Annotated in this window: 10 protein-coding genes and 3 tRNA genes; all 13 read right to left on the reverse strand. The window is 31.7% G+C overall.

Annotated features, from left to right (window positions below):
- Positions 1-136: 136 nt before the first annotated feature.
- The 13 genes from tsaD to pta all read right to left on the reverse strand — a co-directional run bounded on the left by tsaD (position 137) and on the right by pta (position 12,401).
- A complete protein-coding gene (gene tsaD / locus EII29_RS07925) occupies positions 137-1,162 on the reverse strand; it encodes a tRNA (adenosine(37)-N6)-threonylcarbamoyltransferase complex transferase subunit TsaD (protein WP_125236995.1) in 1,026 nt (341 codons plus the stop codon).
- A gap of 20 nt (positions 1,163-1,182) precedes the next feature.
- Positions 1,183-2,232, reverse strand: coding sequence for a glycosyltransferase family 9 protein (locus EII29_RS07930; RefSeq protein WP_125236996.1), 1,050 nt, complete (start codon positions 2,230-2,232; stop codon positions 1,183-1,185).
- Positions 2,233-2,263: 31 nt separating this feature from the next.
- Positions 2,264-3,247 (reverse strand): aldo/keto reductase, encoded by a 984-nt coding sequence (locus EII29_RS07935; protein ID WP_125236997.1) that lies wholly within the window; start codon positions 3,245-3,247, stop codon positions 2,264-2,266.
- Positions 3,248-3,500: 253 nt separating this feature from the next.
- A tRNA-Met gene (locus tag EII29_RS07940) sits at positions 3,501-3,577 on the reverse strand.
- Between the two features lie 5 nt (positions 3,578-3,582).
- Positions 3,583-3,659, reverse strand: a tRNA-Met gene (locus EII29_RS07945).
- Between the two features lie 24 nt (positions 3,660-3,683).
- Positions 3,684-3,771: transfer RNA gene (locus EII29_RS07950), tRNA-Leu, on the reverse strand.
- Between the two features lie 116 nt (positions 3,772-3,887).
- Positions 3,888-4,514 (reverse strand): DUF4125 family protein, encoded by a 627-nt coding sequence (locus EII29_RS07955; protein ID WP_125236998.1) that lies wholly within the window; start codon positions 4,512-4,514, stop codon positions 3,888-3,890.
- Positions 4,515-4,522: 8 nt separating this feature from the next.
- Positions 4,523-5,473: a DUF4037 domain-containing protein gene (locus tag EII29_RS07960; protein ID WP_125236999.1), complete on the reverse strand. Its 951-nt coding sequence runs from the start codon at positions 5,471-5,473 to the stop codon at positions 4,523-4,525.
- 5 nt (positions 5,474-5,478) lie between these two features.
- Positions 5,479-6,312 (reverse strand): tetratricopeptide repeat protein, encoded by an 834-nt coding sequence (locus tag EII29_RS07965; protein ID WP_125237000.1) that lies wholly within the window; start codon positions 6,310-6,312, stop codon positions 5,479-5,481.
- A gap of 185 nt (positions 6,313-6,497) precedes the next feature.
- A complete protein-coding gene (gene adhE, locus EII29_RS07970; protein WP_125237001.1) occupies positions 6,498-9,098 on the reverse strand; it encodes a bifunctional acetaldehyde-CoA/alcohol dehydrogenase in 2,601 nt (866 codons plus the stop codon).
- A 509-nt stretch (positions 9,099-9,607) separates the two neighbouring features.
- On the reverse strand, positions 9,608-10,030 hold the full coding sequence (locus EII29_RS07975; RefSeq protein WP_125237002.1) for a flavodoxin domain-containing protein: 423 nt from the start codon (positions 10,028-10,030) through the stop codon (positions 9,608-9,610).
- A gap of 136 nt (positions 10,031-10,166) precedes the next feature.
- Positions 10,167-11,363 carry an acetate/propionate family kinase gene (locus EII29_RS07980; protein WP_125237003.1) on the reverse strand — a complete coding sequence of 399 codons (1,197 nt, stop codon included), beginning with the start codon at positions 11,361-11,363 and terminating at the stop codon, positions 10,167-10,169.
- A 36-nt stretch (positions 11,364-11,399) separates the two neighbouring features.
- Positions 11,400-12,401, reverse strand: a complete 1,002-nt coding sequence (gene pta / locus EII29_RS07985; RefSeq protein WP_125237004.1) for a phosphate acetyltransferase — start codon at positions 12,399-12,401, stop codon at positions 11,400-11,402.

Below are 12,401 nucleotides of genomic sequence, written 5' to 3' on the forward strand. Positions count from 1 at the left end.
TTGTCCTCGTCAAACACTCTCGCAATTGACAAAATCTATATTATCAAATTTATTAACCTTTGTCAACTACTTTTTTCCCTTTTTTTTTCTTTTTTTTCTTCTCAACTATATATTTATTTTTTTTCTCCATTTTTGACTACATCTTGGGATTGTCCTTATGTTTTTCTTTTGTTGATTTGGCATCTAAATTATATTTATTTTCTTTTATATCATATTCTTTATTTTTGAGTTTATAATATGCTGCAGCGCCTATCATTGCACCATTGTCAGTACAATATTCCATTTTAGGGAAATTTATTTTGATATTTTCAGGAAGTTCTTTAAATTTCTCTCTTAACCTTTTATTTGCTGAAACTCCTCCTGCCACTAAGACTGTATTTACTTTTTTTTCATTAACTGCTTTTAATACTTTATCATATAAAATTTGAACTATAATTTCCTGAAATGATTTTGCCACATTTTCTTTACTTATTTTATTTCCCTTCATACTTTCATTATTTATATAATTTGTTATATATGTTTTAATTCCGCTAAAACTGAAGTTATATCCTTCAATATTCGGCTTCTTTATTTTCAATATTTTTTCTCCTCCAACTGAAAGTCTTTCTATTTCAGGCCCTCCAGGATAAGGTAAATTAAGTATTCTGGCAATTTTATCATAAACTTCTCCGACAGCATCATCTAGAGTCTCCCCCATTAATTCTATTTTTATTTTTCCATTTTCATTATTTATATAATATAAATCTGTATGACCGCCTGAAACAATTAATGAAACAGCCGGTAAATTAACATCATTTTCAATAAAGTTAGAAAATATATGTCCCTCTATATGATTTATCGGTATTAACGGAATCTCATTCGCATAACTTAAAGATTTTGCAAACATTAATCCTACAAGAAGAGAACCTATTAAACCGGGAGTATTGGTTACAGCAATATAATCAATATCTTTTAGTCTACACTCGGCTTTTTCCATAGCTTCTTCAAATACAGGCAATATATTTTCAATATGATGTCTTGATGCTATTTCAGGCACAACTCCTCCATATTCTTTATGTATATCTATCTGAGAAGATATTATGTTGCTTAATACATTTTTACCGTTTTCAACTACTGCTACGGAAGTTTCATCACATGATGTTTCAAATGCAAGTATTTTCATTTTTTAAATTCACTGTTATATTATACAAAATATTTATAACCGTGTATCTCCTTTCCTTTTTTATAATATTCACCAATTATTTTTTCATAAACTTCTTCCACAGAAATATCTGACATACATTTTTCATACTTTTTCGGAAATTTATCATCTCCATAAAGAGAATGAGGAATACATTTCGAATTTTTTATTAAAAAAGTTATATCTTCAAAACTGAATAAATCCGGATCCGTGGGACCGAAAAATACAAAAGTTTTTGTCTTTAACGCTCTTGAAATATGAAAAGGTCCTGAATCATTGACAACCGATATTTCAGCATATTTTATTATTACTCCGCTTTCCTTAAAAGATATTTTTCCACACAAATTTATAATTCTGTCATTTTTTTCAATCAAATCATAATCTTCTTTCCCACCTGTAATAAAAATTTTTATATCAGTTTCTCTTACTATTTTTTTAGCAAGTTCATTATAAAAAGGCCATTTTTTTGTAAATTTTGATGCCCCCGGAGAAAGTACAATATATTTTTCCGACAACAAGTTATATTTCTGTATTAATTTTTTTTCCTGATTTTTATCAATATAAAATTCTAAATCATCACCTTTTCCCAGTTTTCGAGCATTATCATCAAAATATATTCCCAACTTTTTCAGTGAAGTAAAATAACTTTCCACAATAGTACAATCAGCTTTATAATTTATAAGCTTAGCTTTTACCAATAATGTTTTCCACCACTTTCTTTTTTTATATCTATAATATTTCGTTTTTTTATTTTCAAGATTTTTTCCAATAATTCTTGATAAAAATTTTGAATGAAGATCTATTATGTAGTTATAATTTTCAGACTTCAATTTATTAATAATTTTCTTTATATACTTTCTGTCTTTACTTTTTTCCCTGTCAAATAATACAACTTTTTTAACATTTGGATTTAAGGAAATCGCCTCCGAAAATGTTGTATATACTAAAAAGTCTATCGTTGCTTCAGGATACTTCTCCTTTATCTTTTTTATAACCGGTGTTGTAAGCACTATATCTCCAAATGAACTGAACCTTATTATTAATATTTTCATTTATTTCCTCATTTTCATATTTTTTATTATTTTAAATTGCCCCCATAACTTTATGAGGCATATACGGTTCTTCTAAATATTTTATATCTTCTTCACTTAATTTAACATTTAATGATGAAATAGCCGTTTCAAGATGAGAAATTTTTGTTGCCCCGATAATAGGTATTACCGTCTGTTTTTTATGCAATAGCCAAGCTAAAGCTATTTCAGCCCTTTCTCTATTATATTTTTCAGCTATTTCCTTTACTCTTTCTATAATTACTTTATCATATTCCATTGTGGAATCGTATTTTCCTTTTTCCGTCTGATCCGTTTCTTGCCTTTTTGTCTTTTCTGAAGAAATATCGCGTGTAAGTCTACCTGAAGCAAGAGGACTGTAAGGAGTAACCGCTATTTTTTCTTCTTTACACAAAGGCATCATTTCTCTTTCTTCTTCTCTATACAGTAAATTCATATGATTCTGCATTGATACGAATTTTGTCCAACCATTTTTCTCAGCTACATATAATGCTTTCTGAAATTGCCACGCATACATGGCAGATGCACCTATATATCTTACTTTCCCCGATTTCACTATATCGTGTAATGCAGACATAGTCTCTTCTATGGGAGTTTTATAATCCCATCTATGAATTATATATAAATCAATATAATCAGTTCCAAGTCTTTTAAGACTGTTTTCCACTTCAGTCATAATTGATTTTCTTGATAGGCCTTGAGCATTAGCTCCGTTATACATTTCGAAAAAAACTTTTGTTGCAATTACTATTTCATGACGTTTAGCATAATTTTTCAAAACTTTTCCCAAAATCTCCTCACTTTTTCCGAATGAGTAAATATTTGCAGTGTCAAAAAAATTAATTCCCATATCCAATGCTTTTTTTATAATGGGACGACTTTCCTCTTCTTTAAGCAGCCATTTATGAATCCAGTTTTCAGGGTCTCCGAATCCCATACATCCAAGACAAATTTTTGATACATCCAGTCCTGTGTTTCCTAATTTAATGTATTCCATTCCAATCCCTCTTTTCTTAAATAAAACTATAAATTTTTGAATCTAATTTTCTTTTTTATTTTGAGTTTAGTAGTTTAAAATATTATACCTTATTTTGGAAAAGAATAACAGTCAATTTTATTGATTATTACAAATTAATCATTAAATAGAAAAAAGAAAGTTCAACACTTTCTTCTTCATAAATTATGAATAACTTTAATATACTCACTATTGAATCAACTGCAAGTATATCTACTGTTATTTAGAAATATAATGGTGCCTAGAAAAGGATTCGAACCTTCGACCCTGCGGGTATGAACCGCATGCTCTAGCCGACTGAGCTATCTAGGCAAAATTGGTGGCGGGAGCTGGATTCGAACCAACGACCTTCGGGTTATGAGCCCGACGAGCTACCAGACTGCTCTATCCCGCGATATTGACTTTCAATAAGTTTAAATGGTGCCTCGGGCCGGACTTGAACCGGCACGGTAATAATTACCACAGGATTTTAAGTCCTGTGCGTCTACCGATTTCGCCACCAAGGCATTTTATCAACTTAATTTCTTAAAGACAAAACAAATTATATATTAATAAATAATATTTGTCAAGGCTTTTTTAAATTATTTTCTGATATTATTTTTCGATTTGATTTTGTATCTTGTTAAATCTTACTTTCAGCTTCTTCAAGAGAAGTATATCCTTTTTCTTTTATAATATTTTCTATATTCAATTCTGCAAGATTTATATTTTTTTGGATACATTCTTTTATATACATTAAATACATCGTTACTGTTTCAAAAGAATAAGAAAACAGCTCCCCTTTAAGATAAGTTTCTATCGAAGTATGCTCAGGAGTATCGTCTTTTGAGTTAAGAACCCTTCCTTTACTTGTAAGTTTCGGGTACTTTTCCATGAGTTCCTTTTCCCAATTCAGATATATCTTGACAATCTGATTTACCGTTTCTCTTTTTTCAGGCAAAATTTCTGGGAAAAACCCTTTTATTTTTTCGTATTCTTCAGGTGCGCTATATTTCATCATTCTTGCATATTTTTCAACTACAAGATTGGATTTATTTTTTTCTGCTTCTTTCAAATCTTCCAAATAACTCTTGAGTACATTTAAAGGAAATGTTTTCCATTGACTTTTTCTCATAATAAGAAATTCTTCTTTATTATCCTGACATTCTGCTCTACCTCCTGTATTTTGAGCAGATTGAAAAAACTGCCATTCCCTTTCAAGAATCTCTTTTATAATTTTTATTTTCCCCTCACTATTTTCAAAATCCATTTTTCCTCCTAATCAAGCCACGGTGACCATTTTCTCAATTTTTCATCTTTTATTTTTTCCTGAATTTCAGGTCCATAATCTAAAAGAAAATCACTGACATTCGCATTATTTATAATTCCCTGATTTTCCAATTCAAAAATTATATTTTCACATATATTTTCTATTATATTAATTTTTTTATCAGTTTCATTTAAAGAAAGCTCACAAAATTCTTTCAGTAAATAATAAATTTTTTCACCTAAAACAGATAATTCTTTCATCTTTCTGTGCATCCATTTATAAAACAGTTTATACTCTCTATTCAGAAGATAAATCATATGAACAGTTTCATCTATAAATTCAGCTTCTGCTACTCTTGCAGCCACATATTCTCCTCTTTTCATACATCGTCCAAAATTATACTGCCCTGATTGTGCTATTTTCATACATCTTGTAGCTATTTTATTAAGTCTTATATCTTCAGGAAAATATTTTTTCAATTCATTTCGTATTTTAGAAAATTCTCCCAAGTTATCAATAAAAATTTCACCGTTTATAGCTGAAGCAAGAGCCGTTTCAGGAATAATACGCCAATCATACAACCTTGTAGGAGCTGTTTCCATTCCTAAAAATTTATAATACCATTCTCCCATATCCAATATTCCCCGTCTTCCGTTACCCCACTCACTTATATTTAATTTCTGAAATCCCATAAACTCTTTAGGAAGTTTGTTTAATCTATCACTAATCATTTTTCCGTACTCTCTATAATCTTCAGATGTCAGCCATATACAACATGATGGTCCGAAATCATGATCTCTGGAAATTTCATCATCATATCCGAAGCATTCCGATCCTTCTCCTGCAAGGCCTGCTGCCACTCTGTCCAACAATTGAGGAAATTCTTTTTTCAGCTCGGGTAAATATACATTTTCAAAATACAGTTTCGATAACTCAAGACCCTTTATTTTATTATCCATGATTATTACTTTCCTATTCTTTCTTTTACAATTTCAATATTTGATACAAGATTTCTGTAATTATTACTATTTTCTCCGAAAGATTTTTTACATATTTCAGCACTTTGTTCAAAAAGTTCAAGGGCTTTTTCAAAATTTTTCTCATTATAATAATGTATTGCAAGATTATTCAAAGAAGCTGAATAAAGGCTGTGATTTTTCCCCACTTCTTTTTCAATTAATTCAAGGGAAGTTTTTAAACAGTTTTCAGACAAATCATTTTTTCCGACTTTCATATACGGAATTACAAGATTGCTCAAAGTTGTTGCATATTGTAACCTATATTTTTCAGAATTTTCAAGTATTCTAAGACTTTTTTCATGAAGTTCCACAGCTTCTACATATCTGGAGTGCTCTTGATAAAAAAGCCCCAAGTTATTACATACTCCGGCATATAAATAATCATTCTGAAGATTATTCTTTTCATATATTCTCATCGCATCCAAATAAAATTTTTCAGCTTCATCAAATTTCTTCATAAATCTGTATACTTCAGCTAAATTTAAGTTACATGTTGCATATCCTGTATTTTCAACACCATAACATTTTTCTATTATTTTTTTTGCTTTTAAGAGAGCATTTTCAGCTTCATCAAAAGCACTTACATATTTTAAAGTCCCCCCAAGTTCGTTTAAAATTTTTATATTTTCATCACTTTCATTTCCATATACTTCTTCAGTTAATCTTGCGAGCTTTTTCAGAACTTCGACTTCTTCCAAAGTTTTCCCCTCATACATGTAACGATTTCTCAATTCAGTCAGCTCAACTATTTCAATTTTTTTTTCTTCAATTAAAGCCATAATTATTTTCTCCTGATTCTATATTTATCCTAACTTTTCATTTAAACATTCTAAAGCAGTAAGCAGGCAATTTTCTGTATGCCTGCTTATCTTTTTCTTAATTTGAATATACCATCTTTAAAATTCTTTGTCAATTAAAATAACTTTCTGACATATTTTAGACATCTTTACTATAAAAGAAACCTTTACTTATTTTTTACCTTTTTATATTCCTTTCCATAATAAGCTTTAAGATAAATTTCCTTCAATTCTGAGATTAACGGGTATCTCGGATTTGCCGGTGTACACTGATCATCAAATGCATCAAGTGCCATTTTATCCACTGAATCTAAAAAGTCTTTTTCAGGTATTCCATATTCTTTTATACTCATAGGAACTCCTATTTTTTCTTTCAACTCATCTATATGTTTAATTAAATTTTCCGTTTTCTCTTCTTTTGTTTTCCCTCCTAAATTGAAAAAATCAGCCATTGCAGCATATCTCTGCATTGCATCAGGATATCTATATTGAGGAAACAATCCCATTTTTGTAGGGGCTTCTACAGAATTATATTTTATAACTTCATTTAAAAGCATAGCGTTAGCAATGCCGTGAGGAACGTGGAATCTTCCTCCCAGTTTATGAGCCAACGAATGGCATATTCCTAAAAACGCATTTGCAAAGGCCATTCCTGCAAGACATGAAGCGTTTGCCATTTTTTCCTTTGCCTTTATGGCATCTTTCCCTTTTTCTACCGATTCAGGAAGATACTTAAATACAAGTCTCGTAGCTTCCAATGAATAAGGTTTTGTATATTCTGTTGCCAACACTGATACATATGACTCTATCGCATGAGTCAGAACGTCTATCCCCGACGCTACAGTAAGTCCTTTAGGCATTGTCAACATTAGTTCAGGATCATTTATCGCTACATTAGGAGTCAATTCATAATCTGCAAGAGGATATTTTATCCCTGTAGTATCATCAGTAATTACTGAAAAAGGCGTTACTTCAGAACCTGTCCCTGCTGATGTTGCCACCGCTACGAATTTTGCTTTCAATCCCATTTTAGGAAATTCAAATATTCTCTTTCTTATATCCATAAATCTCATTGCCAGATCTCTAAATCTTATTTCAGGATATTCATACAATACCCACATTATTTTAGCCGCATCCATTGCTGAACCTCCTCCTAAGGCTATAATAACATCCGGTCTGTATTCAAGCATAGCTTTAGCTCCTTCCTGTGTGGAACTTAATGTAGGATCTTCATTTACTTCAGAAAAAATTCTGTAGTCTATTCCTATTTCATCAAGAACTCTTGTTACGTGTGTTGTAAAACCTAATTCTGCCAAAGTTTTATCAGTTACTATAAAAGCTTTTTTATGTTCTCCCTTCAATTCTTCAAGGGCAATAGGTAACGAACCGTATTTAAAATATACCTTTTCAGGAATTCTGAACCACAACATATTTTCTCTTCTTTCCGCTATTGTTTTCACATTCAACAAATGTTTTACTCCGACATTTTCAGACACTGAATTTCCTCCCCATGAACCACATCCTAATGTTAGCGAAGGCTCCAGTTTAAAGTTAAAGACATCTCCTATCGCTCCTAATGAAGCAGGCATATTTATTAACGTTCTCCCTGTTTTCATGCTTACACCGAATTTGTCTATTTTTTCTTTTTCAGCTAAATTAATATATAAAAGGGATGTATGTCCCAATCCTCCCAATTCTATAAGTTTTTTGGCTTTATCCAAGGCATCATCAAAATTTTCAGCCTTGTACATCGCTAATACGGGAGAAAGTTTTTCATGAGCAAAAGGTTCTTCTTCACCTGTCGACTTTACTTCACCTATAAGTACTCTTGCTTCTTCAGGTACTTTTATTCCTGCAAGTTTTGCTATTTTATATGCACTTTGTCCTACAATATCTGCATTCAAATTTCCTTCAATAAACATTATTTTTCTAACTTTTTCAATTTCATCTTTATTAAGAATATAGGCTCCCCTCAGCTCAAATTCCTTTTTTACTTTCTCGTAAATAGACTTATCGACAATTACCGACTGTTCCGAAGCACATATTACCCCATTGTCAAAAGTTTTTGAAAGTAACGTATAGTTTACCGTCATTTTAATATCTGCACTTTCATCTATTATTACCGGTGTATTTCCTGCTCCTACTCCTATCGCAGGTCTTCCTGAAGAATATGCCGCTTTTACCATTCCCGGCCCTCCTGTCGCTAAAATCAGGTCCGAATTTGACATAAGTTCTTTTGACAGCTCTACACTCGGTTCATCTATCCAGCCTATTATATCTTTTGGAGCTCCATATTTTATAGCTGTTTCCAATGCAATCTTCGCAGTTTCTATTGTACTTTTTTTTGCTCTCGGATGAGGTGACAATATTATTGCATTTCTTGTCTTTAATGCAAGAAGCATTTTAAAAGCGGCAGTTGATGTAGGGTTTGTTGTAGGTATTACTCCCGCTATTATTCCTATTGGAGTGGCTATTTTTTTTATCCCGTATGATTTATCCTCTTCCAGTACTCCACATGTTTTTTCATCCTTATATCTGTTATAGATATATTCGGAAGCAAAATGATTTTTTATAACTTTATCTTCTAATATCCCCATTCTTGTTTCTTCCACAGCTAATTTAGCAAGAGTTATTCTTTCATCATTTATTCTCTGTGCTACTTTTCTAAAAATTTTATCCACTTTTTCCTGTTCAAACGTAGCAAACTCTTCCTGTGCTTTTTTTACTCTTTCCATAAGTTCTTTTAAACTTTTTAAGTCTTTCACCATTACTTTTCTCCTCCTGTGTTATTTTTTCTCCGAATTTTCAACATATTTATTTGTGAATTTTTTAACATAAATATTATTTAAAAAAACGGAATTTTTTTCCACATTAATGATAATACATTTTTTCAAGCTTAATGTCAAGATATTTTTTTCATTTAGTAAAAATTTTAATTGAAAATCATTGAAACACAATAGAAGTTTTCCTTGTTTTTTTAAACATTTCAAATATTTTTCCAACCTTTTTTAGAAAAAAGGGGAAGTCAAAAACTTTCCAACTCAAACTATTTCTTACTTAAAAACATTTCATTTATTGAAAAATCACAAACTCACTTCGCTCAAGCATTGATTTTTTTTACATTCATTTTCTTATTTTTTCATTAAATAATTTAAATGTTGAATTTCAGTTTTGACTTTATTTCTTCATATGTATAAAAATAACAGAACAAACGGAATTTTACTGCAACTGCCGTCTATTCTGCCATTCTATAAATTTATTTTTTGTATTGTTATTTTTAGCTTACAATTGCTTTTCCATACTCTTTACATGCTTCTACTTTTTCGTCGTCATCAGGGGATAAATTCACCATACACCCTTCTCCCACAACAGATATATCTTCTTTATCCAGATCCTGAATCCACATACTTAGCCAGTCTCCTTCACCCCAATCATAAGAACCGAAAACTCCTATTTTTTTGCCTTTCAACTTATCTTTTACACTTTCTACAAAATCTGCTATTTCAGGCGCAACTTCTTCAGACCCTGTTGCAGGTGATCCAAACGCTAAAAAATCAGCTTCTACAGAGTTTTCATCAGCTGAATCCACAGAAATCATTTCAACTTCAACTCCTGCACTTTTAGCTCCTTCTTCTATATAAGTTGCCATCTGTTCGGTATTTCCAGTGCCACTGAAATAAATAATATTCAACTTAGCCATAATTTTCCTCCCAAAAATTTAATTTATTTTTATATTTTCATATGCATTTAATTATATAATCAAATTACTTCAAAGTCAATATTTTATTATTTCCTTTATTATAATTTTTATTATGAAACTGTTCAAAATTTACCAGTTATTTTGTAAGTCTGTAAGTATCTCTTGCTATTACAAGCTCTTCCGCAGTTTCTATCTTATACACTTTTATTTTTGAATCAGGCATTGATAATTCGACATTCCCTGAAGTTCTTATTCCATTTTTTTCAAAATCGAATTTTACTCCCAGATAGCTTAAACCTTCACATATAGTTGCTCTCGGATCGGAACCGTTTTCTCCTATACCTCCTGTGAAAGCAATCGCATCGACTCCATCCATTGCAGCTGCATAAGCACCTATATAAAATTTTACTCTGTAACAGAACATGTCATAAGCCAACTTTGCCCTTTCATTTCCTGCTTTCATCGCATTTTCCAGATCTCTGAAATCTGAACTTTCTCCAAATATGCCTAAAATTCCTGATTTTTTATTCATTCTTGTATCTATTTCTTTAATAGACAAGCCTCTTTTTTCCATTACATATAAACTTGCGGCAGGATCAATATCTCCTGTTCTTGTTCCCATCATAATCCCTGCAAGAGGTGTCATTCCCATTGATGTATCCACTACTTTTCCGTCTTTTACTGCAGATATGCTTGCTCCGTTTCCTAAGTGACAAACTATTATTTTAGAATTTTCTTTTCCGAGAAGTTTTGCAGTCACTTCACTTACATATTTATGTGAAGTTCCATGGAACCCGTATTTTCTTACTTTCAGCTCTGTATAATCTTCATAAGGTAAAGGATACATATATGCCTCTGGTTTCATTGTTTGATGAAATGCCGTATCAAATACTGCAACATTTTTCTTTTCAGGTAATAATTTTTTCATTACTTTTATTCCCATTATATTTGCAGGATTGTGTAAAGGAGCAAGAGCTGACACCTCTTCAAGATTTTTTATAACTTCTTCATCTATGATAACCGAATCGTCATAATATTCTCCTCCATGAACAACCCTATGTCCGATAGCATCTATTTCATCAACATTAGATATTACACCTATTTCTTTATCCTGAAGTGTTTTCAGAACCAGATCAATCGCAGCAGAATGATCTTTCATAGGTGCTTCCTGCTTGTCTATTTTTATATCCTTTCCCAAATTTTTATATGTAAAGATAGGATTTGCTATTCCCACTCTTTCACATATTCCCTTAGAAATTGTCTTTTCGTTTGTCATGTCAATAAGTTCAAACTTTAAAGATGAACTTCCACTGTTTATTACCAGTATTTTCATTTTTCCTCCTTAGTTATATTATATATTTTTTATTTTTTATTCAGATTCTACTGCAGTAATTGCAACTACTTCAACTATATCATCCACACTGCATCCTCTGGACAGATCATGTACCGGACTTGCAAGCCCTTGAATCAAAGGCCCTAATGCCTTTGCTCCTGCCAGTCTCTGTGTCAATTTATACCCTATATTTCCTGAATTCAGGTCAGGGAAAATAAGAACATTTGCATGTCCTGCCACTTTTGAATCGGGAGCTTTGGATTTTGCCACTTCAGGTACTATTGCAGCATCCAGCTGAAGCTCTCCATCAAATTCAAAATCTACATTTCTTTCTTTCAATATACTTATTGCCTCTCTTACTTTTGTAACTGATTCTCCATCAGCACTTCCTTTTGTAGAAAATGAAAGAAATGCCACTTTAGGCTCTTTTATTCCTGCAGTAAGCTTAGCTTTTTCGGCACTTGAAACTGCTATATCAGCTAATTGGAGAGCTGTAGGGTTCGGTATAACTCCTCCATCGGCATATATAAATACTCCGTTATCTCCAAATTCAGGAGTTTTAGTTATCATAACAAAGGAACTTGATACTGTTTTAAGTCCTTCCTTAGGCCCTATAACCAAGATTGCCGCTCTTAATACTTGAGCTGTAGGAGAACTTGAACCTGCAACCATTCCGTCAACTCTTCCTTGATGAACAAGCATCGCTGCAAAAAATCTCGGATCGGACAGTAATGTCGCTTTCGCAGTTTCAAAAGTCATTCCTTTTTTTTCTCTTCTTTTTCTCAGCATTTCAGCCATATCATCTATTGTTGCACAGTTTTGAGGATCGTATATGATTGCTCCTTCTAAAGAAACCCCCAATTTTCGAGCTTCTTCTTTCAATTTTTCTTCATTTCCCACTAATGCCACTTTTGCTATTTTTTCAGCTATCACTTTTTCAGCCGCTCTAAGTACTCTTTCATCTTCTGTTTCAGGTAAAATTATAGTTTTACCGAGTTTTTTTGCTCTTTCTTTTAAACTTGTTACTAAATCTGCCAC

It is taken from the genome of Leptotrichia sp. OH3620_COT-345 (assembly GCF_003932895.1).
In the GTDB taxonomy this organism is placed as follows: Bacteria; Fusobacteriota; Fusobacteriia; order Fusobacteriales; family Leptotrichiaceae; genus Pseudoleptotrichia.

Coding starts and splice junctions, on each gene's coding strand:
- tsaD (WP_125236995.1), bottom strand. CDS start 1,162: ATGAAAATACTTGCATTTGAAACATCATGTGATGAAACTTCCGTAGCA.
- EII29_RS07930 (WP_125236996.1), bottom strand. CDS start 2,232: ATGAAAATATTAATAATAAGGTTCAGTTCATTTGGAGATATAGTGCTT.
- EII29_RS07935 (WP_125236997.1), bottom strand. CDS start 3,247: ATGGAATACATTAAATTAGGAAACACAGGACTGGATGTATCAAAAATT.
- EII29_RS07955 (WP_125236998.1), bottom strand. CDS start 4,514: ATGGATTTTGAAAATAGTGAGGGGAAAATAAAAATTATAAAAGAGATT.
- EII29_RS07960 (WP_125236999.1), bottom strand. CDS start 5,473: ATGGATAATAAAATAAAGGGTCTTGAGTTATCGAAACTGTATTTTGAA.
- EII29_RS07965 (WP_125237000.1), bottom strand. CDS start 6,312: ATGGCTTTAATTGAAGAAAAAAAAATTGAAATAGTTGAGCTGACTGAA.
- adhE (WP_125237001.1), bottom strand. CDS start 9,098: ATGGTGAAAGACTTAAAAAGTTTAAAAGAACTTATGGAAAGAGTAAAA.
- EII29_RS07975 (WP_125237002.1), bottom strand. CDS start 10,030: ATGGCTAAGTTGAATATTATTTATTTCAGTGGCACTGGAAATACCGAA.
- EII29_RS07980 (WP_125237003.1), bottom strand. CDS start 11,363: ATGAAAATACTGGTAATAAACAGTGGAAGTTCATCTTTAAAGTTTGAA.